The organism is Luteimonas pelagia, from assembly GCF_054776035.1.
In genome coordinates this window covers 565,151-587,926 of the sequence record NZ_BAAHCG010000002.1, presented here as the reverse complement: position 1 = coordinate 587,926, position 22,776 = coordinate 565,151, and the positions used below count along the sequence as shown (strand labels likewise).

General features: G+C 73.1%; 18 protein-coding genes and 1 pseudogene. 7 read left to right on the top strand and 12 right to left on the bottom strand.

Annotated features, from left to right (window positions below; genetic code table 11):
* Window positions 1–524 precede the first annotated feature (524 nt).
* Window positions 525–1,598, bottom strand: coding sequence for an S-methyl-5-thioribose-1-phosphate isomerase (gene mtnA, locus ACYU7H_RS07980; RefSeq protein ID WP_460813696.1), 1,074 nt, complete (start codon window positions 1,596–1,598; stop codon window positions 525–527).
* 70 nt (window positions 1,599–1,668) lie between these two features.
* Between mtnA and ACYU7H_RS07975 the strand changes: the two genes are divergently transcribed.
* Entirely contained in the window at window positions 1,669–3,372 is a 1,704-nt protein-coding gene (locus tag ACYU7H_RS07975) for a diguanylate cyclase (protein WP_460813694.1), read from the top strand.
* 6 nt (window positions 3,373–3,378) lie between these two features.
* Here the strand turns inward: ACYU7H_RS07975 and epmA are convergent, their stop codons facing one another.
* From epmA to ACYU7H_RS07945, 6 genes are all read right to left on the bottom strand, one after another.
* Window positions 3,379–4,362 carry an EF-P lysine aminoacylase EpmA gene (gene epmA, locus ACYU7H_RS07970; protein ID WP_460814010.1) on the bottom strand — a complete coding sequence of 328 codons (984 nt, stop codon included), beginning with the start codon at window positions 4,360–4,362 and terminating at the stop codon, window positions 3,379–3,381.
* Window positions 4,359–6,701, bottom strand: a complete 2,343-nt coding sequence (ligA, locus tag ACYU7H_RS07965) for an NAD-dependent DNA ligase LigA (RefSeq protein ID WP_460813692.1) — start codon at window positions 6,699–6,701, stop codon at window positions 4,359–4,361. Before ligA ends, epmA begins: the two co-directional genes overlap by 4 nt.
* A 299-nt stretch (window positions 6,702–7,000) precedes the next feature.
* Entirely contained in the window at window positions 7,001–7,744 is a 744-nt protein-coding gene (zipA, locus tag ACYU7H_RS07960) for a cell division protein ZipA (RefSeq protein ID WP_460813690.1), read from the bottom strand.
* A gap of 97 nt (window positions 7,745–7,841) precedes the next feature.
* Complete coding sequence (gene smc, locus ACYU7H_RS07955) at window positions 7,842–11,345, bottom strand: chromosome segregation protein SMC (RefSeq protein WP_460813689.1); 3,504 nt, start codon at window positions 11,343–11,345, stop codon at window positions 7,842–7,844.
* Window positions 11,346–11,513: 168 nt separating this feature from the next.
* Entirely contained in the window at window positions 11,514–11,819 is a 306-nt protein-coding gene (locus ACYU7H_RS07950) for a BolA family protein (RefSeq protein ID WP_460813687.1), read from the bottom strand.
* On the bottom strand, window positions 11,816–12,121 hold the full coding sequence (locus ACYU7H_RS07945; protein WP_460814009.1) for a YciI family protein: 306 nt from the start codon (window positions 12,119–12,121) through the stop codon (window positions 11,816–11,818). The genes ACYU7H_RS07950 and ACYU7H_RS07945 overlap by 4 nt, the downstream gene beginning before the upstream one ends.
* Before the next feature lie 422 nt (window positions 12,122–12,543).
* Here ACYU7H_RS07945 and ACYU7H_RS07940 point away from each other — a divergent pair, with 422 nt between their 5' ends.
* The 3 genes and pseudogenes from ACYU7H_RS07940 (at window position 12,544) to rluB (ending at window position 15,813) form a co-directional block, all read left to right on the top strand.
* Complete coding sequence (locus ACYU7H_RS07940) at window positions 12,544–13,416, top strand: segregation and condensation protein A (protein WP_460814007.1); 873 nt, start codon at window positions 12,544–12,546, stop codon at window positions 13,414–13,416.
* Between the two features lie 125 nt (window positions 13,417–13,541).
* A pseudogene (scpB, locus tag ACYU7H_RS07935) lies at window positions 13,542–14,091 on the top strand (SMC-Scp complex subunit ScpB); the annotation flags it as partial.
* Window positions 14,092–14,325: 234 nt separating this feature from the next.
* Window positions 14,326–15,813: a 23S rRNA pseudouridine(2605) synthase RluB gene (gene rluB, locus ACYU7H_RS07930; RefSeq protein ID WP_460813685.1), complete on the top strand. Its 1,488-nt coding sequence runs from the start codon at window positions 14,326–14,328 to the stop codon at window positions 15,811–15,813.
* A 45-nt stretch (window positions 15,814–15,858) separates the two neighbouring features.
* On the opposite strand, the gene ACYU7H_RS07925 is transcribed toward rluB, so the two are convergent.
* From ACYU7H_RS07925 to ACYU7H_RS07905, 5 genes are all read right to left on the bottom strand, one after another.
* Window positions 15,859–16,365 carry an arsinothricin resistance N-acetyltransferase ArsN1 family B gene (locus ACYU7H_RS07925; RefSeq protein ID WP_460813684.1) on the bottom strand — a complete coding sequence of 169 codons (507 nt, stop codon included), beginning with the start codon at window positions 16,363–16,365 and terminating at the stop codon, window positions 15,859–15,861.
* Between the two features lie 71 nt (window positions 16,366–16,436).
* Complete coding sequence (locus tag ACYU7H_RS07920) at window positions 16,437–17,141, bottom strand: hypothetical protein (RefSeq protein ID WP_460813682.1); 705 nt, start codon at window positions 17,139–17,141, stop codon at window positions 16,437–16,439.
* Between the two features lie 123 nt (window positions 17,142–17,264).
* Window positions 17,265–18,701 carry a GGDEF domain-containing protein gene (locus ACYU7H_RS07915; protein WP_460813681.1) on the bottom strand — a complete coding sequence of 479 codons (1,437 nt, stop codon included), beginning with the start codon at window positions 18,699–18,701 and terminating at the stop codon, window positions 17,265–17,267.
* A gap of 69 nt (window positions 18,702–18,770) precedes the next feature.
* Window positions 18,771–19,580, bottom strand: coding sequence for an amidohydrolase (locus ACYU7H_RS07910; RefSeq protein ID WP_460813679.1), 810 nt, complete (start codon window positions 19,578–19,580; stop codon window positions 18,771–18,773).
* A 16-nt stretch (window positions 19,581–19,596) separates the two neighbouring features.
* Window positions 19,597–20,748: a pyridoxal phosphate-dependent aminotransferase gene (locus ACYU7H_RS07905; protein ID WP_460813678.1), complete on the bottom strand. Its 1,152-nt coding sequence runs from the start codon at window positions 20,746–20,748 to the stop codon at window positions 19,597–19,599.
* Window positions 20,749–20,814: 66 nt separating this feature from the next.
* Here ACYU7H_RS07905 and ACYU7H_RS07900 point away from each other — a divergent pair, with 66 nt between their 5' ends.
* The 3 genes from ACYU7H_RS07900 to ccmB are packed head-to-tail and all read left to right on the top strand — an operon-like array spanning window position 20,815 to window position 22,713.
* Window positions 20,815–21,321, top strand: coding sequence for a DUF3293 domain-containing protein (locus ACYU7H_RS07900; protein ID WP_460813676.1), 507 nt, complete (start codon window positions 20,815–20,817; stop codon window positions 21,319–21,321).
* Window positions 21,245–22,018 carry a heme ABC exporter ATP-binding protein CcmA gene (ccmA, locus tag ACYU7H_RS07895; RefSeq protein WP_460813675.1) on the top strand — a complete coding sequence of 258 codons (774 nt, stop codon included), beginning with the start codon at window positions 21,245–21,247 and terminating at the stop codon, window positions 22,016–22,018. Before ACYU7H_RS07900 ends, ccmA begins: the two co-directional genes overlap by 77 nt.
* Entirely contained in the window at window positions 22,015–22,713 is a 699-nt protein-coding gene (gene ccmB / locus ACYU7H_RS07890) for a heme exporter protein CcmB (RefSeq protein ID WP_460813674.1), read from the top strand. The genes ccmA and ccmB overlap by 4 nt, the downstream gene beginning before the upstream one ends.
* The last annotated feature ends 63 nt before the right edge of the window (window positions 22,714–22,776 follow it).

The following is a 22,776-nucleotide window of genomic DNA, read 5'->3' as shown; positions in this document are numbered from 1 at the left end:
CGGTGGTGTCCGTCCCGGTCAGCACCCTGGCGCGGGACGGCCCGGAACGGGCCGTTCCGGGCCGCGTCGGCGGCAGGCCTGGGACGGGGTCGAAAAGACGTGAAATCGTATCACGGAACGGGGGGCGATGCCCGCCTGATTCCCAGCGAAAAACAAGGACTTGGAGGGCCGCGGCGGGGGCGGCGGGGGCATGGCGCCCGATGTGTCCTTGCGGGGTCGGGTAGGACAGGAAAAGCAGGTCCCTCGCTGCGCTCGGGACGACAGGGGTTGGGATGTTCGAGGGCCGACACACCCGTCGTTCCGAACGGAGCCTGTCGTTCCGAACGGAGCCTGTCGTTCCGAACGGAGCCTGTCGTTCCGAACGGAGCCTGTCGTTCCGAACGGAACCTGTCGTTCCGAACGGAACCTGTCGTTCCGAACGGAGCCTGTCGTTCCGAACGGAGTGAGGAACCTGCTTCCTGCGGCGCGGTGGCGCCGCGATCGAACAAGCAGGTCCCTCGCTGCGCTCGGGACGACAGGGGGGCTCAGCAGCCGAAGGCGGCGCGCATGCCTGCCTCGTCGGGCTTCTCGACGATGCCGCGCTCGGTCACCAGCACGTCGACCAGCGCGTGCGGCGTGACGTCGAAGACCGGGTTCCAGGCCTCGATGTCGTGCGCCGCGGTGCGCTGCCCGCCGACGCCGAACAGCTCGCCGGGGTCGCGCTCCTCGATCTCGATCGCCTCGCCGTCCGGCGTGGCCATGTCGACCGTCGACGACGGGGCCACCACCATGAACCCCACGCCGTGGTGGCGCGCGGCGATGGCCAGTTGGTAGGTGCCGATCTTGTTGGCCACGTCGCCGTTCGCGCAGATGCGGTCCGCGCCCACCACCACCCACTGCACCTGGCCGGTCTTCATCAGGTGCGCGGCGGCAGAGTCCGCGATCAGCCGCGCCGGCACGCCGTCCTGCTGCAGTTCCCACGCGGTCAGGCGCGCGCCCTGGAGCCAGGGGCGGGTCTCGCCGGCGAACACCCGCTCGATCCTGCCCGAGGCGACGCCCGCACGGATCACGCCGAGGGCGGTGCCGAAGCCCGCGGTGGCCAGCGAGCCGGTGTTGCAGTGCGTGAGCACGCCGCTGCCCGGCGCGATCAAGCCCGCGCCGAGCGCGCCCATGCGCCGATTCGCCGCGAGGTCCTCGCTTGCGATGGCGTTCGCCTCCGCTTCCAGTGCCCCGCGCCAGTCCGGGCCGGCGGCACGAAGCACGGCGCGCATCCGCGCCAGTGCCCAGGCGAGGTTGACCGCGGTCGGCCGCGCGGCGTTGAGGTGCTGGAAGGCGGGCTCGAGCCGCGACAGCGCGGCCGGGCCGTCGACCGCCTCGACCTCGCGCGCGGCCAGCACCACCCCCCAGGCGGCCGCGATGCCGATCGCCGGCGCGCCGCGCACGGCGAGGTCCCGGATCGCACCGGCCACCGCGTCGCTGCTGTCCGCCATGAGGTAGGTGGTATCGAAGGGCAACCGTCGCTGGTCGAGGATCTCCAGCCCGTCGCCGGTCCAGCGCAACGGCCGGACCCGGTCGTAACGGTCGAAATCGAAGGGGGCGTCGGCGGTCTTCGGATCCATCGCGACAGTCTAGCGGCGGGCGGGGCCGCCGCGCCTTGCCGGCCCGGCAGGCCGCTGGCACAGTCCGTGGATGCGCAAGCCGATGCGCCGCCGCTATCTCCTCGGGTTCGCCTTTTCCGCCCTGGTGCTGGCCCTCGTGGGCCTGTCGATCATGGTCGCGACCCAGCGCTACCGGGCGGAGAGCCGCATGGTGGCGCACACCTACGACGTCATCGGCCGGATCGAGCGGATCGACGCCCTGCTCCTGCATGGCATCTCCTCGCAGCGCAGCTACCTGCTCACCGGGCAACCGGACTACCTCACCGCGTTCGAGGCCGCCCGGCCGGCCATCCGGCGGGACATCGCCTCGCTCGCCGCGATCGTTCAGGACAACCGGGCCCAGGCGGCGCGCGTCTCCGCGCTGGGCGACCTCATCGAGCAACGCCTGGACTCCGCGCGCGAGGGCGTGCGGATCTACCACGACGACACGCTGGCGGCCGCGCAGGCCTACACGCGCAGCAACCGCGGCCTGGCGCTCATGGAACAGGTCGGCGCGCTGATGTCGCGGATGATCGCCGCCGAGCGCGCCCTGCTGTCGGGGCGTCGCGAGGCGAGCGAGCGCAGCGGCTGGCTGCTGCTCGGGCTGGGCGCGCTCGGCATCCCGCTCAGCATGCTGGTGCTCGGCTGGATCTACGTCCTGCTGTCGCGCGAGGTCCGCGAACGCCGCCAGGCGGAGGACGCCGCGCGCTCGGGCAACGTCGAACTCGCGGGCGCGGTGGAGCGCCTCGAACGCGCGAGCGGCGACCTGCGCGCGCTGCGCGACTACGGCGAGGTGCTGCAGAGCTGCAAGGACGTGCCCGAAGCCCTGAAGCTGTCGACGCGGCACCTGTCGGGCCTGCTGTCCGAATGCGCCGGCGCCATCTACGTGCTGCGCGCGTCGCGGGACCACCTGGAACTCGAATCGACCTGGGGCGATCCGGCCCTGCGTCCGCACGCGCTGGTCGAGCCCTCCGAATGCTGGGCATTGCGCCGTGGCCAGCCGTACCACGTGGCCGACGTGCACGACGGCATGGCCTGCACCCACTACGACGTCCCCGAATCCGGCGGCCCGGTGGCCAGCACCTGCCTGCCGCTCGCCGCGCAGGGCATCACGCTCGGATTCATCCACCTGGCCTGCCCGTCGCGCGGCCCGGTGCCCCGCCTGGACATCGCGACGATGGCCGCCGAACAGCTTTCCCTCGCGCTCGGCAACCTGCGGTTGCAGGAGACCCTGCGCCAGCAGTCCATCCGGGATGCCCTGACCGGGCTGTACAACCGACGGTACCTCGAGGAATCCCTGCCGAGGGAGCTTTCGCGCTGCAGCCGCCGGGCGATGCCGCTGGCGCTGATGATGCTCGACATCGACCACTTCAAGGCGTTCAACGACCGGCACGGGCACGACGGCGGCGACGCGCTGCTCGCCTCGTTCGGCCAGATGCTGCTGGCGCGCTGCCGCGCCGAGGACATCGCCTGCCGCTTCGGCGGCGAGGAATTCACCCTGATCCTGCCGGAAACGGACCTGCCGTCGGCACGGCGCCGCGCCGAGGAACTGCGCGCGGCGGCCAGCGCGATGTCGGTCCGCCACCGCCAGCAGGAACTGCCCCGGGTGACGATCTCCGTCGGCATCGCGATGGCCCCCGAGCACGCCGACGGGGCCGAGTCGCTCAAGCGGCTCGCGGACGAAGCGCTCTACCTGGCGAAGCGGACGGGCCGCGACCGCGTGGAGGTCGCCCAGCGGTCGGAACGCACGACCTGACGCGCGTCAGGCGTGCGCGAAATCGAACGCCAGCACGTCGGCGATCCGGGCCGTCCCGAGCATCGCCATCAGCAACCGGTCCACGCCGAGCGCGACTCCAGCGCAGGCCGGCAGGCCATGGCGGAGTGCGGCGAGCAGCGCGTCGTCGCGCGGCGGCGCGCCATGGCCGCGCGCGTCGCGCACCGCCACGTCGCGCTGGAAGCGCGCGCCCTGCTCCGCCGCATCGCGGAGTTCGTGGTAGCCGTTGGCCAGTTCGAGCGGCCCCAGGTACACCTCGAACCGCTCGGCGACCGGGTCGCCTCCGGCGTCGCTGCCCACCCGCGCCAGCGCGCACTGGCTCGCCGGGTAGTCGAACACGGCCAGCAGCCGATCGGCGGGGAACGCGGGCTGCAGGCGATGGGTGACGAGCAGGTCGAGCCAGTCGTCGCGCGACAGGCCGGATGGATCGATCCGCACGTCGCCGAGCGCGTCCCGCAGCGCGTGCTCTGGGGCGCGCATCGGATCGATGCCGAGCGCATCGCGGAACAGCTCGCGGTACGACACAACCTGGAACGTGGCCGATCGCCCGACGAGACCGAGCGCCTCGTTCACCAGCGCACCGACCTCCGCCGCCAGTCGCCGGTGGTCCCAACCGACCCGGTACCACTCCAGCATCGTGAACTCGGGGTTGTGCCGCCCGCCGGCCTCGCCGTCGCGGAACACGCGGCCGAGCTCGTAGCAGTCGCCGGCGCCGGCGGCGAGCAGGCGCTTGAGCGGGTACTCCGGGGACGTCCGCAGCCAGCGTCGCCGCGGGCCGCCGTCCGTCCGCCCGGAGAAGTCGAGGCTGAAGGAGGCGATGTTCGGATCGGTGTTGCCCGCGCGCGACAGCACGGGCGTTTCGACTTCCAGCACGCCGCGCGCCTGGAAGAAGCCGCGGATGCGCGCATTGAGCGCGGCGCGCAGCCGCAGCGCGTCGAGCGAAGCGGTCGGCCGCCAGTCGTCCACGCTCAGGCGTGCCCCGCCAGGAACGCCTGGAGCCGCGCCTCGTCCCAGACCGCGATGCCCAGTTCGGTGGCCTTCGCCAGCTTCGAGCCCGCGGCCTCGCCGGCGACGACCACGTCGGTTTTCTTCGACACGCTGCCCGAGACCTTCGCGCCCAGCGCCTCCAGCCGCGCCTTCGCCTCGTCGCGCGTCATCGACGACAACGTCCCGGTCAGGACGACCGTCTTCCCGTCCAGTGGACCGGCGTCCACCGCGCCGCCTTCGGGCAGCCGCGCGCGGATCCGGTCCGCCGCGTCGAACGTGTCGCGCAGCAGTCGCGCGCAGTCGCCGTCACCGCGCCATTCGACGAACGCCGCGGCCGTGTCGCCGGGCAGTCCGGCGCCGGTGAGCGCCTCGACATCCGCGTCCAGCAGGGCGTCGACGGCGGCGAACGCACTGGCCAGCTGTTCGGCCCGCAGCGGCGTCAGTTTCGGGATCTCGAGCTGCACCAGCAGCGACGCGGGCGCCAGGCCGTCCCGCAGCTTCGGCGAGGGCGCGTGCGCATCGCCGACCGAGACGCCGCGCGCCAGCAGCGCATCGATCACCGCCTGGTTGCCGTCCTGGTCCAGGAAATGGCCGATGGCGCGCGCCACTTCGCCACCGATGTCCGGCACCAGCTTGAACAGCGGCCACGGCAGGTGGCGGACCAGGTCGAGGTCGCCGAACCAGCCGGCGATCGCCTTCGCCGTGCTTTCGCCCACGTGGTTGATGCCCAGCGCGAACAGGAAGCGCTCCAGCGTGGTCGCGCGGCTGCGCTCGATGGCCTCGACGAGGTTCTCGGCCCAGCGCGTGGCCACCTTGCCTGCCTTGACCGTCTCCGGCGTGGTGCCGTCGCGTTCGTCCGCTCGGCGCTTCATTTCGAGCAGGTCGTCCAGCGCCAGGCGGTAGAGGTCCGCGGGCGATTCGATGAAACCCAGGTCGACGAGGTCCTCGATGATCCGGTCGCCGACGCCCTCGATGTCCATCGCCCGGCGCGACGCGAAGTGCGCCACCGCCTCCTTGCGCTGCGCCGGGCACGCGAGCTCGCCCGAGCAGCGCCAGACCACGTCGCCCTCGTCGCGCACCAGTTCGGACCCGCAGACCGGGCAGGTCTCCGGCATCTTCCACGGCGGCGTGCCGGGCGCGCGCTGGTCGGGCACCACGCGCACCACTTCGGGAATGACGTCGCCCGCGCGGCGGACGATGACCGTGTCGCCGATGCGCACGTCCAGCCGCGCGATCTGGTCTGCGTTGTGCAGGGTCGCGTTGCTGACCACGACGCCGCCCACCTGCACGGGACGCAGGCGCGCGAGCGGCGTCGCGGCCCCGGTGCGGCCGATGTTGACGTCGATGCCCTCGACGACCGTCGACTGCTCCTGGGCCGGGTACTTGTGCGCGATCGCCCAGCGCGGGGCCCTCGAGACGAAGCCGAGTTCGCGCTGGCCCTCCAGGTCGTCGAGCTTGTAGACCACCCCGTCGATGTCGAACGGCAGCGTGTCGCGTGCCTCGCCGATGCGGCGGTAGTAGCCGAGCAGGCCATCGAGGCCCGCGACGATGTCGTTGAGCGGGCTGACCGGCATGCCCCAGTCGCGAAGCTTCGCGAGCACGGCGGAATGGGTGCCGGGCGGCGTCCATCCCTCGATCGCGCCGACCGCGTAGGCGTAGAACGCCAGTGGCCGGCGGGCGGTGACCTGCGGATCCAACTGGCGGAGCGACCCGGCGGCGCCGTTGCGCGGGTTCGCGAGCACCTTGTCGCCATTCGCGCGCGCGCGTTCGTTCCACGCCTCGAAGGCGGCCAGCGGCATGTACACCTCGCCGCGCACCTCGAGCACGCCGGGCCACCCCTCGCCCCGGAGGCGCAGCGGAATCGCCTTGATGGTGCGCAGGTTCGCGGTCACGTCCTCGCCGGTCGCTCCGTCGCCGCGGGTGGCGCCCTGCACCAGCCGGCCGCCCTCGTAGCGCAGGCTGATCGCCAGGCCGTCCAGCTTGGGCTCGGCGGAGAACGCGGGCGACGCGTCGCCGAGCGCGCGCTCGATGCGGCGGACGAAATCCGCCACTTCGTCGTCCTCGAAGGCGTTGCCCAGCGAGAGCATCGGCACCGCGTGGCGGACCGGCGCGAAGCCGGACGAGGGTCCGGCACCGACGCGCTGGCTGGGCGAATCCTCCGAGGCGAGTTCAGGGTGGGCGGCCTCGAGGGCCTGCAGTTCGCGCAGCAGGCGGTCGTACTCGGCGTCCGGGATGGCCGGGTCGTCGAGCACGTGGTAGCGATGGTTGGCGTCCTCGAGCGCCTGGCGCAACTCGGCGACGCGGATGGCGGGATCGGTCGGCATGACCGGCGAATGATACGCAGCCCGCCTGTTGGCGCGCGACGGACGAAGGCGGCGGCGACGCGGTTGGTTTGCGCGGCACGCCCATCGCGCCTGTAGAGGCGCTCCTACGTGGGCAAGAAAGGATGGCTGGCTGCCCGTAGGAGCGCGCCTACGCGCGCGATGGGTGCGCGGGCGTGCATCACGTCGTCGTGCACGGCCGCAATGAGCCGCCTGGGCGTCGACCCGCGTCAGCAGCCCATCGCGCCTGTAGAGGCGCTCCTACGAGGAAGTGGGAGACGTCGGCGGCACCCTGCCTGCGGTCACCAGCGGCCGGGGCGGGTCAGGGGCGGGGCTTCGCGCTGGCGGTCGTAGGCACGCAGTTCGTCGCGCAGGTGCGCGATGCGCTGGCGGCCCAGCGCGTTGCGGTCGCCGTCCAGCACGACGCCGTCGAGCAGTTCGGCCATGCGCTGCGCCGTCGGCAGCATCGTTTCCCAGGCATCCAGCGCCGGCAGCGGCGCCGGCAGGGTCAGGAAGAAGGCGATCGCGGGCGTGCGCAGCTCCTGGATCGTGGCCATGTCGAAGCTGCCGGGCTTGACGATGTTCGCCACGGAGAAGATCGGCCCGCGTTCGGGATGCCCTTCCACGAGCCGGTGGTACACGTTGGCGTGGCCGTAGACCAGGCCGGCCTTCTCGGCGGCCACCACGATGTCGGGGCCATGCAGCTGCTCGCCGGCGCGCGCGGCCAGGTACAGGGTGACGATCCGGTCGTACTCGTCGCTGGGCCGGCGCCCGAGTTCCGCGGTGCCCGCATCGCCCTCGGCGAGCGTGCGCTCGAACAGGTCCAGTTCGCTCTGCACCGTCGCGTCGCCCGGCGTGCCCGCGTCGCCGGCGAGCGTGTCCTCGATCTGTTCGCCGAGCGACGGCTCGACGCGCCCGTCCCGGCCCTGCCCCGCGACGCGCCGGCCCTGCCCGGGACGCCGGGGACGACCGAAGAACCAGATCGCGGCCAGCAGCAGCAGGCCCGCGACCAGGATTCCGATTCGCAGCAGGGTCACGTCGGACATCGGTCGGCTCCAGTGCGCGGGGCGGTCGGGACCGCGGAAGGATAACGCCTCGATGCGCGCGCGCCACCGCCGCGCGGCGCGCCGCCGGCCGCCCTGGCTACGCCGCGCCCGCCAGCCTGGCCGCCTCGGCGAGGTCGACCGACACCAGCCGGCTCACGCCCGGCTCGCGCATGGTGACGCCCGAGAGCTGGAGCGCGGCCTCCATCGTCGCCTTGTTGTGGGTGACGAACAGGAACTGCACGTGCTCGCTCATCTCGTTGACCATCGCCGTGAAGCGGCCGACGTTGGCCTCGTCCAGCGGCGCGTCCACCTCGTCGAGCAGGCAGAACGGCGCGGGGTTGAGCTGGAAGATCGCGAACACCAGCGCCACCGCCGTCATCGCCTTCTCGCCGCCCGACAGCAGCGAGATGCTCGACACGCGCTTGCCGGGCGGGCGCGCCATGATCGCCACGCCAGTGTCGAGCAGGTCCTCGCCGGTGAGTTCCAGGTACGCGTGGCCGCCACCGAACAGGCGCGGATAGATCGACTGCACGCCCGCGTTGACCCGGTCGAAGGTGTCCTTGAACCGGCCCCGCGTCTCGCGGTCGATCTTGCGGATCGCATCCTCGAGCGTCTCCAGCGCGGACGTCAGGTCGCCGTGCTGCGCGTCCAGGTACTGCATGCGTTCGGAGGCCTCGGCATGCTCGGAAATCGCGGCGAGATTGACCGGCTCGAGCCGGCGCAGCTTCGCGTCGAGGTCCGTGACCGACTTCTCCCAGGCCGCGGCCTCCGCGTCCTCCGGCAGGCCCGCGACGACCTCGTCGAGCACGAAGCCGCCGCCGGCGACCGCCTCGGCCAGTTGCTCGGCCTTGAGGACCAGTGCCTGCTGGTCGAGCTTGCGCTGGGCGATCGATTCGCGCTGGGTGATCGCCTGCGCGTCGCGCTGGTGGCGCGTCTGCTCGAGCTCGCGCAGCCCGTGGTCGATGCCTTCCAGCGCCGCGCGCGCCTGGGCCACGGCCTGCTCGCTGCGCACGCGCGCTGCCAGGGCCACCTGCCGCTCCTGTTCCAGCGACTGCACCGGCGCATCGCCGTCGGCCAGCTGCGAGGCCAGTTCGCCGAGGCGTGTGTCGAGCTGGCCGCGCTGGCCACCCATGCGCTCGAGCGCCTGGCCCAGCGCGACGACCTGGGCGCGCTGCGACTCCAGCGTCAGGGCGATCGCGTGCGCCGACTGCGCGGACTCGCGCGCGGCCAGCCGGGCGGTGTCGCGCGCCTCGGACAGCGTGCGGCGTTCGCTCTCCAGCGCCTGGCGCGCCGTCTCGAGCTCGGCCATCCGCGCGACCGCGGACTCGAGCGTGGCGCGCGATTCGCGCGACTGGGCGGCACTCGCCGCCAGCGTCTCGCCGAGCTGGGCAAGTTCGGCGTCGATGCGTTCGATGCGGGTGCGGGCCGCGTCCAGCCGGCCCTGCTGGCCCTGCAGCTGGCCGGCGAGTTCCGAAACGCCGCGGTGCGCCAGGTACAGCGCACGCTGCGCGTCCTCGCGCTGCTGCTCGGCGGCCAGCGCCTGGTCGCGCAGCGACGAGACGGCGGCGTCCAGCTCGCGCTCGTTCCCGGCCAGCGCCTCGATCTCCGCGCGCAGCGACTGGATCTCCTTCTCGCGCAGCAGCGCCCCCTGCTTGGCGGCACCGGAGCGCAGCACGCGCACCCAGCCCCCGCCCAGGCGCTCGCCCGCACGCGTGATCACCGACTCGCCGTCGTCCAGGCGCGGCAGCAGGCCGCGGGCCTCGGCCAGCGATTCGGCCGCGTGCAGCCGCGCCAGCAGGCGGCGGATCGCGGCCGGGCCGCGCACCTTCGCCGCCAGCGACGAGGCCGGAAACGCCGCATCGTCGGTTTCCGCCGACACCAGCGCCAGCCGGCCCTCGCCGAGCTCGCCCAGCGCATCGACCAGCGTCTCCGGGGCCTCGACCAGCACGCCCTCGATCAGCTGGCCGAGCGCGGATTCGACCGCGTTCTCCCAGCCGGCCTCGACCTGCAGGGATTCGCCGACGCGGCGCGCGGAATCGAGCCCGCGCTGGCGCAGCCACTCGACCGCCGCGCCCTGCTCCTGCCCGAGCGCCGCGTGCTGCAGCGTCTCCAGCGACGACAGCCGGCCGCGCGCGGACTGCGCGGTCTTGCGCACGTCGGCCAGCTGCGACTGCGTGTCACGCTGGCGCTGCTGCAGGTCGGCCACCGCCTGCTTGCGGGTCTCGACATCGGCCGCGAGGCCGTCGAGCGCCGCCTTCTGCTCGTCGTGCTTCGCGCGGGCGGCGTCGAAGGCCTCCGCGAGCGCGGCCACGTCCAGTCCCGCGCGCTCGCCGGTGAGCTGTTCCTTCCGGCGCTCGGCATCCAGTGCCTGGCGATCGAGGTAGTCGACGCGCGTGCGCTCGACGTCGCCCGCCCGCGCGGCCTCGGCCTGCTCGCGCGCGTGCGCGTCCCAGCGCTGCTGCCAATCGGCCAGCTTCGCCTCGGCGTCGCGCAGGGCCTCCTGGCGTTCGCCGTCCGCCGCCTGCAGCTTCGCCAGTTCGGGCTCCGCCGCCGCGATGGACGCGCGCAGGTCACCCAGCCGTCCCTCGTCACCGCTGATGTGCTCGCCCAGCTCGGCCAGCGCCGCCTGCGCCTCCTCGCGGGCGCGGTGGAGGCGCTCGGCCATTTCCTTCTGGTGCGCGATCTGCTGCTCGACCCGCGCCAGCCGTCCGCCGGCCTCGTAGCCCTCGGCCTGCACCGCGTTGAGCGCCTCGGCCGCCTGCTCCCGGCGCGCCCGGTCCTCCTCGATGCGCCGCTCGGCCTCGCGCTGTTCGGCGACCAGGCGCTGCAGCGTGGTCTCCTCCTGCGCGAGCTTCTCGCGCATGCGCGCGAGCCGGGCGTCGAGCGCGCGGTACTCGAGCGCCTTCCACTCGGCGTCCCTGGTCCTCCGCTCGCCCTGCAGCGCCTGGTACTGCTCGGCCTGGCGGGCCTGGCGCTGCAGGTGCTGCAACTGCTTGCCGACCTCGTCGCGCAGGTCGTTGAGCCGGTCGAGGTTCTCGCGGGTGTGGCGGATGCGGGTCTCGGTTTCCTTGCGGCGCTCCTTGTACTTGGAGATGCCGGCGGCCTCCTCCAGGTACACGCGCAGGTCCTCGGGCCGCGCCTCGATGATCTGGCTGATCATCCCCTGCTCGATGATCGAATAGCTGCGCGGGCCCAGCCCCGTGCCGAGGAACAGGTCGGTGATGTCGCGGCGGCGGCACTTGCTGCCGTTGAGGTAGTAGGTGCTCTGCCCGTCGCGCGAGACCGAGCGCTTGACCGAGATCTCGTCGAAGGCGCCGTACTCGCCGGTGATCGTGTGGTCGGCGTTGTCGAAGATCAGCTCGACCGTGGCCTGCGACACCGGCTTGCGCGCGGAGCTGCCGGAGAAGATGACGTCGGTGAGCGAATCGCCGCGCAGCCGGCTGGCCGAACTCTCGCCCATGACCCAGCGCACCGCGTCGATGATGTTCGACTTGCCGCAGCCGTTCGGACCGACGACGCCGGTCATGTTGGTGGGCAGGTGGAGCGTGGTCGGATCGACGAACGACTTGAAGCCGGACAGCTTGATCGTGGACAGGCGCATGCGCTGGACGGGGCCCCCGGGCCGTGCGCGACGCGCCGGCCATGGTGAGAAACAGGATCAGGTTTGGCGCCCAACCCCTTGTCTCGAATGGGCGCGGTTCGGCCCGCCGGGCCGAGGTTCCGGCGAGTATAGCGGTCGCCGGGGCCCGGTCCGAACGCGCCCCGCCATTCAGTCCGCGGCGGCTTCCGCGGGTGTCCGCGCGCGGATCGACAGGGCGTGGATGTCGGTGTCCATCAGCGTGCCGACCGCGGCGTAGACCATGCGATGGCGCGCGAGCGGTGGCTGGCCGGTGAACGCCTCGGCGACGATCTCCACGTTGAAATGGCCCCGGCCGTCGCGCGCACCCGCATGTCCCGCGTGGCGGGCGCTGTCGTCGACGATCTCCAGCGCTGCGGGCGCGAGGGCGGCCTCGATCGCCGCCCGGATCCGGTCGACCCGGCTCGCCCGGTCGCCGGCCAGCGGGTCGGCGCTCACGGCAGCACCGGCTTGAACGGCCGGACGTCGACCCGCGCGTAGACGCCCGCGGCGACGTAGGGGTCGTCCTGCGCCCAGGCGATGGCGTCCTCGAGTGCGGGGAACTGCGCGATCACGATGCTGCCGGTGAAGCCGGCCGGCCCCGGATCGGGCGCATCGATGGCCGGACACGGCCCGGCCACCAGCAGCCGCCCCTCGGCACACAGGGCCTGCAGCCGCGCCAGATGGTCGGCGCGCGCGGCGAGACGGCGATCCAGCGTGCCGGGCGCATCGTGGCCCTCGATCGCGTACCACGCGCACATGCCGGCGCTTCGCATGGTCGGCCTCGTCATCGTTCCGGGGCGGCCATGTTAGGGGTGCACCGGCATGGCGTCACCCGCGGTTCATCGCCCAGTGGACAGCGCCCGGGCCATCCCGTACGCTGCCACGCGAGAGAGGGACGCCTGCAGCCGCCGCCCGTCCGTGGCGCGGCACCCCCACCGAACCAGCCGACCCGCCGCGCCCCCGGGCGCCCGCGTCGCGGCCATGGTCCAGGCAGCGTCCCGAGGGCATTCGAGTCGCACCCACCCCGCACCGCCGCGGTTCGTCCGCGCGCGCCGTGCATGCCGCCACCTCGCCGCGCCCACGCGGCACCCTGCCCTTCCGGGCAAGTGATCCGATGAGCGAAGCCAGCGCGCCCGGCGCGCCCACGCAAAACGCATCGCAGCACCCGCCCACGGCGCCCATGCAGCAGGAGATGCCGCTGGCCGTCGTGCTCGGGCAGCCGGTCCTGCAGATCCCGCAGGACCTCTACATCCCGCCGGATGCGCTGGAGGTCATCCTCGACGCGTTCGAGGGGCCGCTCGACCTGTTGCTGTACCTGATCCGCCGGCAGAACCTGGACATCCTGGACATCCCGGTCGCCGAGATCACACGGCAGTACGTCGACTACATCCAGGCCATGCACGAGATGCGCTTCGAGCTGGCCGCCGAATACCTGGTCATGGCCGCCATCCTGGCCGAGATCAAGTCGCGCATGCTGCTGCCGCGGCCGGTGAGCGAGGACGGCGACGAGGATGACCCGCGCGCCGAGCTGGTGCGCCGGCTGCAGGAGTACGAGCGGTTCAAGCAGGCCGCCGAGGACATCGACGCGCTGCCGCGCATGGAGCGCGACACCGCGCCGGCCGCCGCCTTCGTGCCCGACCGGGCCGCGGTGCGGCTGCCGCCGCCGGTGGACCTGCGCGAGATGCTGCTGGCGCTGCACGACGTGCTCAAGCGGGCGGAGCTCTACACGCAGCACGCGATCAGGCGCGACGCGCTCAGCGTGCGGCAGCGGATGGGCGAGTTGCTGACCCGCCTGCAGGACGGCCAGTTCCACCGGTTCGAGACGCTGTTCGAACCGCGCGAGGGTCGGCTCGGCGTGGTGGTCACCTTCCTCGGCCTGCTGGAACTGGCCAAGGAACGCCTGCTCGACATCGTGCAGGAGGACGCGGTCGCGCCGGCGAGGACGGGCGCGATCTACGTCAAGTCGCTGGCCAGCCAGGACGCGGACGTCGCGTCGATGGACCTGGCCAGCGAGTTCGACGGCGCCGACGCCGCGAACGACGACGGCAACTGACGCGCGCGACGGGGACGGCGGCGCGAACCAATGGACGACCGGCCCACGGCCGGTCCGATGCCCCCGGGGGCGCTTCGAACTCCGCGGCCGAGCCGCGCATGGCAACACGGGAACACACGCACCGCATGGACCAGGCACTGATCAACCGGATCGTCGAGGCCGCGCTGCTGGCGGCGAACCAGCCGCTGTCGCTGGCGCAGCTGCACGGGCTGTTCACGCTGGACGAGCCGGCGCCGGACGGCAGCGTCGAGCGCGCCCTCGAGGCGCTGCAGGACGCCTGCGCCGATCGCGGCGTCGAATTGGTGCAGGTCGCCTCCGGCTGGCGCTACCAGGTGCGCGAGGACGTGCACGCCTGGGTGGCGCGCCTGTGGACCGAGCGGCAGACGCGCTACACCCGCGCGACGCTGGAGACGCTGGCGCTGATCGCCTACCGCCAGCCGATCACCCGGGGCGAGATCGAGCAGGTCCGCGGCGTGGCGGTGTCCACCAGCATCATCAAGGCGCTCGAGGAGCGCGAGTGGATCCGCGTCGTCGGCCACCGCGACGTCCCCGGGCGGCCGGCGTTGTTCGGCACGACCAAGGCGTTCCTCGACTACTTCGGCCTGAAGCGGCTGGACGAGCTGCCGCCGCTGTCGGAGCTCAAGGACATCGGCGAGCTCGAGCCGCAACTGAAGTTCGAGGGCGAGGCGTCGCCCATCCCGGCGGGCGGCATCGAGGCCGGGCAGGACACGGACGACACCAGCGCGGCGAACGACGCGGACATGGATTCGGAAAAGGGGTCAGGTTCATTTTCCGAGGACGTGCCGCAGGAAGTCCCGATCGAAACAGGTCCGGAAAATGAACCTGACCCCTTTTCAACACACCCCAACGGAGACGACGCCGTGACGGCATCGTCGGAGCAGAAGCCACATGAGTAATTCCCCGGCCACCGAAGGCCGCAAGCTGTCCCTGAAGCGCGATGCCGCCACGTCGGCCGCGCCCCGCCTCGAGGAGCGCCTGCACAAGGTGCTCGCGCAGGCCGGACTCGGGTCCCGTCGCGCGCTCGAGCAGCGCATCGCCGACGGCCTGGTCCGTGTCAACGGAGAGGTCGCGCAGGTCGGACAGACCGTACGCAGCGGCGACCGCATCGAACTCGACGGCCGCCAGTTCGTCGCCAGCGCGCTGTCCGAGCCGGCACGCGTGCTCATCTACAACAAGCCCGAGGGCGAGGTCACCACGCGCGAGGATCCCGAAGGCCGGCCGACGATCTTCGATTCGCTGCCGGGCCTGAAGGGCGCGCGCTGGATCGCGATCGGCCGCCTGGACATCAACACCACCGGCCTGCTGCTGCTCACCACCGACGGCGAGCTGGCCAACGCGATGATGCACCCGTCGTTCGAGGTCGAGCGCGAGTACGTCTGCCGCGTGCGTGCGCCGGAAGGCCAGGAGTCGGTGTCGGACAAGCTGGTGGACCGGCTGGCCCGCGGCGTCGCGCTCGAGGACGGCCCGGCGAAGTTCGACGAGATCGAGCGCGTCGGCGGCAGCGACTCGCACGACTGGTTCCGCGTGGTGGTCAAGGAAGGCCGGAACCGCGAGGTCCGCCGGCTGTGGGAATCCCAGGGTTGCCAGGTCAGCCGCCTGAAGCGGGTCCGCTACGGCGACGTCTCGCTGCCGCAGCCGTTGCTGCGCGGGCAGTCGCAGGAACTGGCGACGGAAAAGGTCGAGGCCCTGCGCAAGGCACTGGGCCTGGAGGACGGCGCACCGTCCGCGCTCACCCTGCAGCCGGTGATCGGCCAGCGGAAGGCGGCCAAGTCGACGGTGCACGTCGGGGGTCAGCGTTCGCATGGCTACGTCGGCGGGCACAACACCGCGGACGAGGGCCGCGAGCTGCGCCGCTTCGACAACGTGCGCGAGGACCGTGGCCGCGGCCGCGGCCAGGGCAAGCCGCGCCACGGCGGCCTCACGGTCAGCGGCGACGCGGCGGCCAAGCAGTCGCAGAAGCCGTTCAAGCAGCGCAGGCACAAGGGTCCGAAGCCGCTGCCGGAAGGCAATCCCGCCGCGTTCCGGACCTGGTACGTGCCCGACGGCGTGGACACCGGCCCGACCGGGCACCGCAATGCCGAGAACCGCGGTCCGCGCAAGCCCTACGGCAAGAAGCCGCACGGCGGCGGCCAGGGGAAGGGCGGACAGGGGCAGGGACAAGGCAAGCCGCGCCATCCGTACGGGCATCCGGGCAACGCCCCCGTGTTCCCGTCCGACCATGCGAACCCGGGCGCCCGACCCGGTGAAGAGCGCCGCGGCCCGCGTCCGGGCAAGCCGGGCGGCGGGCGCCGTCCGGGCGGCCCGAACAAGGGGCCACGCCCCGGCGGCCCGCGTGGCGGCGGGCGACCGGGCGGTGGCCGCGGTCCGCGCGGCTGACCCGACGCCGGCGCGCGGTCGGGTGTTCGCGTCCCCGTCCGCGCGTCAGTCCGCGCCGTGCAGCAGCCGCTGCCAGTAGCCGACGTCGATCCAGCGGTCCTGCTTGAAGCCGACCTGCTCGAAATGGGCGACCTTGCGGAAGCCCAGGCGCTCGTGCAGGCGGATGCTGCGCGGGTTCGGCAGCGCGATGCCGCCGATCACCGCGTGCATGCCGGCGTCCGCGAGCGCGTCGACCAGCGCCGCGTAGAGCGGTTCGCCCAGCCCCCGCCCCGTGGACCCCGGCGCGAGGTACACCGTCGATTCCGCGGTGTAGCGGTACGCACAGCGCCCCTTCCATTTCGAGGCATAGGCGTAGCCGGCGACCCGGCCCGCGTCCTCCACGACCAGCCACGGCAGGCCGTCCGTGCCCGCCTGCGCGATGCGATCCGCCATGTCGCCGTCCGCCACGGGCTGCGTCTCGAACGTGACGCAGGTGTCGGCGACGTAGTGGTTGTAGATGGACGCGATCGCGGCGGCGTCGGTGCCGCGGGCGGGACGGATCGGAGGGGCCACGGGCAGTGTCCTTGGGCGGCGAGCGGGAGATTAAGGCCGCCGCGCCCGGTCGCCAATGGCAGCCCGCGCCGCTAGCGGCACAGGCCGGCCTGCATCTCCAGTTCGTGGGCGAGCGCGGCCCGGTCACCCGCGTCCAGCGAGGTCGCCAGCGCGGTGACATTGCGCGCGATGCGCGGGCACGGACTGTCCTCGTAGCCCGGCGGGCGCAGGCCCAGCAGCGACGCCGCGCCCGCGACCACGTCCGCCGGCGACCGGGGCGGGCGCATCCGGAAGCGATGCGGGCCCCCGCCGGGCAGCGGCGGCGCACGCCGCTCGAACGGATCGGGCCGGAAGCGCGATCCGTCGCTCACGCCACCCCGCGTCGGCCAGCGGTCGTCGAGCGGCGTCCCGCGCGTGGGCGCCGCGTCGTCCTTCCCGCCGGCCGTTTCGCGCTCGACGACACGGGCCGTCAGCGTCGAAGGCCGCCCCGCCGGCGCGCGTGGCCCGGAAGCCGGCGCCACCACATGCGATGCGCGTCGCGTGACGCCGTCCATGGCCTCGGGCCCTGCTTCCACGCCCAGGGTCGCCGAGGCGCCGGCCGGAACGCGTCGGACCAGCACCAGCGCCATCGCCGGCGGTGGCGTCTTCGCTGGCAGGACACCGGGGCGTTGGCCCGCCCGCAGGGCGAACCAGGCCAGCCCCGCGTGCACCAGCGCGGTCGCGAGCACGGCGACCAGCACGTCCCGCCGTGCCTCGCCAATCGCACCCCGCGTACGTCCCTGCCCTTCGCCCGCCATCCCTTGCGCCCCGGGACGGCCACGGCCCCGAACCCGCCACGCTAGTCGACCGCGGTCTTCGGCGCCGCCGGAAAACTCCGAATCTTCCGCCGGGCAATGCCGGGCGTTTCCGGCAACCCGCGGTCAGTCCACCTGCATCCGGCGCTGGGCCGCGCGCTTGGCCATGTACATGGCCGAGTCCGCCTCCCGCAGCAGTCCCGCCCACGTGGTGTCCGGGCCCGCTTCCGCGACGCCGAAACTGGCGCTGGCGACGTGGCCCAGCGCGTCCAGCGGCGCCGTGGAGAGGGCGCGGCGCATCCGTTCGACCGCCTGCGCAGCCTGCTCGCGGTCCGCGTCCGGCAGCAGCACCACGAACTCGTCGCCGCTCAGACGGCCGAGCAGGTCGTCCGGCCGCAGGACGCCACCGCACCGCGCCACGACTTCGCGCAGGACGGCATCCCCCACGGCATGGCCGCGCGTGTCGTTGATCGACTTGAGCGAGTCCAGGTCGAACATCGCCAGGGACAGGACGCGGCCGTCCTCGCGGGTCCGCTGCAGCAGGCGCTTGCCGCGGGTCTCGAAGAATTCGCGGCTGTACGCGCCGGTCAGGCTGTCGCGCGACACCTGTCGCTGCAGCCGCGCGTTGTCGGCGTACAGCGTCGGTACCGCGAGGTTGAGGTGGGTGTTCGCCGCCAGGCTCACCGCCGCGAACTGCAGGACCAGGGCGTCGTCGCCGAGCGGGAACGCCGCCGCGGCGCCGACCGTCAGGAGCGCGAAGGCGACCATCGCCGACAGCGCGATCGAAGGATCTTCCGTGTGCACGATCCACAACTGGAGCACGACGGGCAGCACCAGCAGCGCCAGCAGGATCCGCCCGTCGCCCCAGCCCGCCATGTGCGCGGCGAGGATCCCGCCCGTCACGCCCAGAAGCAACGCCAGTTTCGCCACGGTCCTCGCGGTCGGACGCCAGGCACCGAACCGGAACAGGGCGAAGCCCGTGGCGGCGTGCGCGCGATCCGTGCCCGCCGCCGCGGCGAGCAGCGCGATGGCGACCGGCGCCAGCGTCACCAGCGCCGCGTAGTCGCCGATCCACCAGGCGGCCGCGAGCCCCGGGCCGCCGTCCTGGATCAGCCCGGTGGCCTGCAGGGCCAGCACGCCACCGACGCCCGCGAGGGCCGCGCCCGATGCGCCCAGCAGCAGGAATTCGGTGACCGAGCGCAGCGACAGGGCCGGCGCCCCCTCGCGCGCCAGCATGCGCAGCAGGAGGGCCGGCAGCGCGTAGGCGGCGATGTGCAGCAGCGTGAACGCGATGCTCGATGCCAGCACCACTTCGGGCCGTAGGCTCGCGTTGTAGTCCAGTTCCGCGTGGAACGTGGCGGCCGTGCAGGCGACCACCAGCATCGGCACGGCACGCCAGCCGGCCACCAGCAGGCCCGCGAACGTGACCGCCGACGGCGGGAACCACAGGCTCGCGTGCGGCGCGTGCTCCAGTGCGCCGGCCAGCCAGAAGGTGCCCAGCCAGAGCAGCGGCAGCGTGGCATGGAAGCGCCAACCGGCGATTTCGTGCGTGCGATCGGTCACCAGCGCGGCCGCCGTCGGAATTCCCCGGCATCCATCCTAGCGCGCGCGGGGGTGGCGTTCGCGACCCGGTCAGCGCAAGTCGAAGCGGTCGGCGTCCAGCATGGCGGGGAATCGCTCGCGCCAGGCCAGCAGTTCGGCCGCCGGCAGCGTCGTCGTCACCACCACTTCCCGGTCGGTGCATTCGGTCAGCGGCTTGCCGTGCACGTCCAGCACCGCGCTGTCGCCCGAGTACTCGATTCCGTTGCCGTCGGTGCCCACCCTGTTGAGCCCCGCCACGAAGCACAGGTTCTCGATGGCCCTGGCGCGCAGCAGGGTCTTCCACGCATACGCGCGCGCCGCCGGCCAGTTGGCGACGTACAGCTGCAGGTCGAAGTCCATGCCCCCGGGCACCTCGACGTCGTGGCGGTTCCGGGCGAACACGGGAAAGCGCAGGTCGTAGCAGACCTGCGGATTGATCCGCCAGCCGCGCCACTCGACCGTGAGCCGGTCGCGCCCCGGTGCATAGCGCTCGTGCTCGCGGGCGTACCGGAACAGGTGGCGCTTGTCGTAGTGGGCGACGGCGCCGTCCGGGGTCACGAACAGCAGCCGGTTGTGGACGCGGTCGCCGTCGTCCGCCGGGACGCGCACCTGCACGCTGCCGCACACCGCCGCGTCGAGCGCCGCGGCCTGCGCGCGCATCCAGTCGACGGTCGGGCCGTCCATGGTCTCCGCGCGGTCGATCGCGTCGTTGGAGAATCCGCTGGTGAAGGTCTCCGGCAGCAGCACGAGGTCGGTGCCGCCGTGCAACGGGCGGATGAGCCCGCCGTAGTAGTCGCGGTTGCCGTCCGGGTCGTGCCAGCGTGTGGCGCCCTGGACGAGGGAGATGCGCAGGTCGTGCATTGGGGGTCGTCCCGGGTCAGAGGCCCTTGAGCCGCTCGATCGCCTGGTCGAGCGTCGAGGGATTCTTGGCGAAGCACAGTCGGGCCAGGCGCTGGCCTTCCGGCGGCTCGGCGTAGAACGGCGAGAGCGGGATCGCCGCGACGCCGTGTTCAGTCGTCAGCCAGCGGCAGAAATCGTCGTCCGGCAGGTCGCTGACGGCCGAATAGTCGACCAGCTGGAAGTACCCGCCCGGGACCGGCAGCGGCCGCAGCCGCGTTTCGAGCAGTCGCGCGCGGAACCGGTCGCGCTTCGCCTGGTAGAACGCGCCCAGCTGCTCGTAGTGGCCGGGCTCGGCGTCGACCATGTGCGCGAACGCGTGCTGGGCCGGGGCGAACGTGCAGAAGGTGTTGTACTGGTGGACCTTGCGGAACTCCGCCGACAGGGCCGGCGGCGCGATGCAGTAGCCGACCTTCCAGCCCGTGCAGTGGTAGGTCTTCCCGAAGCTCGACACGACGAACGCGCGCTCGCGCAACGCCGGGTGGCGCAACGCGGATTCATGGCGCCGGCCGTCGAAGACGATGTGCTCGTAGACCTCGTCCGACAACAGGAAGACGTCCGTGCCGTGCAGCAGCGCTTCCAGCCGCGCGATGTCCGATGCGTCGAACATGGCGCCCGAGGGATTGTGCGGGGTGTTGACCATCAGCATCCGCGTGCGGGGGCCGATCGCCGCGGCGACGGCGTCCCAGTCGACCGCGAAGGTCTCCGGGTCGAGCGGCACGTGCACGGCGCGCGCGCCGGCCAGTTCGATCGCCGGTTCGTAGCAGTCGTAGCAGGGATCCAGCACGACCACCTCGTCGCCGGCGCGGACCACGGCCGCGACCGCGTCGAAGATCGCCTCGGTCGCGCCCGAGGTCACCGTGACCTCGGCGTCCGCGTCCGGGCGCCAGCCGTACACGCGCTCCGTCTTGTTCGCGATCGCGCGCCGCAGGGCCGGGATCCCGGTCATCTGCGGGTACTGGTTGTGTCCGTCGGCCATCGCGCGGGACAGCGCATCGACCAGCGTCGGGGGCACGTCGAAGTCGGGGAAGCCCTGCCCCAGGTTGACCGCGCCGTGTTCCGCCGCCAGCTGCGACATCACCGCGAAGATGGTGGTGCCGACCCTGGGCAGCTTGGTTTCGACGTCCGGCATCGGCGCTCCCGCCTCGGTTGGTCGGTCGAGTTTACGGACGGTCGTGGATCGGTTAAACCGGGCGCCATGTCCGCCCAGGCCGTCCCGCTGTCCCCGTCGCGCATCGCCGCGCTCATGCGCGCCTACCTCGATGCGGACTACCGCTGGGAGTCGGCCGGGCGCTGGCACGCGCTGCAGGTCGGCGCCCGGGCGCCGGGGCCGGAGGCCGCGTTCCCGGAGGCCACGCGTTTCGGCCTCATCACCGCGTGGAACCCGAACTCGGTCGAGCGCGACGAAGCCACCAACCGCGCCGAGGACGCCGCCCTCAGCGCGATGCTGGACGCGAGCGGCCTGGCCTACCGGCCGGCGTTCGCCGCCGCGCCCAACCGCAGCTGGCGCGAGCCGAGCTGGCTGGTCGTCGACATGGCACTGCCCACGTTCGACGCCATCGCGCGGCGGTTCGGCCAGCTCGGCACGTTGCACTGGGCGCGCGGCGAACCCGTGGAACTGCGCATGCATGCGGACCGTCCGCCCGGCATCGACGCGCCGGCGTGGGTCCGCTGGCTCGGGGCGCGGTCGCGCCCGCGGGCATAATGGCGCCCCCCGGCGTCCGGCCGCGGATGCCGTTCCAGCGATGACCGACGCCCCGCAGGCCGCCCAGGCCAAGTCCCCAGCCCTGCTCGCCGTGCAAGGCCTGCGCTACGCGCGCAACGAGCTGCCCGTGTTCGGTCCGCTGGACTTCGCCGTCGACGCGGGCGAGGCGCTGCTGGTGCAGGGCGGCAACGGCGCGGGCAAGACCACCCTCCTGCGCGTGCTCGCCGGTCTGCTGCCCGCCGAGGCGGGCCGGGTCGTCATCGACGGCGCGCCGGCGACCGCGGACCTGCGCGCGCGCGCCATCGCCTACCTGGGCCACCTGCCCGCGTTCAAGGCCGAGCTGGGCGCGCGCGAGAACCTCGAGTTCCTCTGCGGGCTGCACGGCCGCCGGCGCGGCCAGACGATCGAAGCCGCGCTGGGCATCGTCGGCCTGGCCGGATACGACGACGCCCTCGCCCGCCAGCTGTCCGCGGGCCAGCGCAAGCGCCTGTCGCTCGCCCGGCTCTGGCTGTCGCCCGCGCGCCTGTGGCTGCTCGACGAGCCCTACGCCAACCTCGACCTGGACGGCATCGAACTGGTCAACCGCATGGTCCAGGCGCAACTGCGCGCGGGCGGCGCGGCCCTGGTCACCACCCATGGCGCCTACGCCGCGCCGCCGGTGCGCACGTCGCTGCTGGCCCTGGAGCGCGCGGCTTGAACGGGCGCGCCGACGGATCGCCCGGACTGGCCACCGCGGCCGGCGCGCTGCTCCGCCGTGACCTGCGCCTCTTGTGGCGCCGGCGGGGGGATGCCCTGCAGCCGGCGCTGTTCGCGCTGCTGGTCGTGGTCCTGTTCGCGCTGGCGCTGGGCGGCGACCGCGAGGCCCTGGCACCGGTGGCCGCGCCGGTGCTCTGGGTCGCGGTGCTGCTGGCCGGCCTGCTCGCCCTGGACACGCTGTTCCGCGGCGACGCCGAGGACGGGTCGCTCGAGCAGTGGATGCTTGCCCCGGTGCCCCTGCCCTGGCTGGTGCTGGTCCGCACGGGGATGCACTGGGCGACCACCGCCCTGCCCCTCGTCCTGGCCACGCCCCTGCTCGGCGAGCTGCTGCACCTGCCGGCGGACCAGCGCGCGGTGCTGCTGGCGGCCCTCGCGCTCGGCACGCCGCTGCTCAGCCTGCTGGGCGCGGTGGTCGCCGCGCTGACCGTCGGGATGCGGCGCTCCGGTATACTCGTCGCCCTGCTGGCGCTGCCGCTCTACGTGCCGGTCCTGGTGTTCGGGGCCGGAAGCGTGGCGGCGGCCGGACAGGGGATGGACCCCGTCGGCGCCCTGCTCCTGCTGGCCGCCGGTCTGGTCCTCGCGCTGGTGCTGGCACCGCTGGCCGCGGCCGCCGCGATCCGAATCTCGCTGGGCTGAAGGCCGCCGACGGCGGCGGCCGGGCGAGCGCGCGACCGGCCGACCGCCGGGGTCGCGCACCGA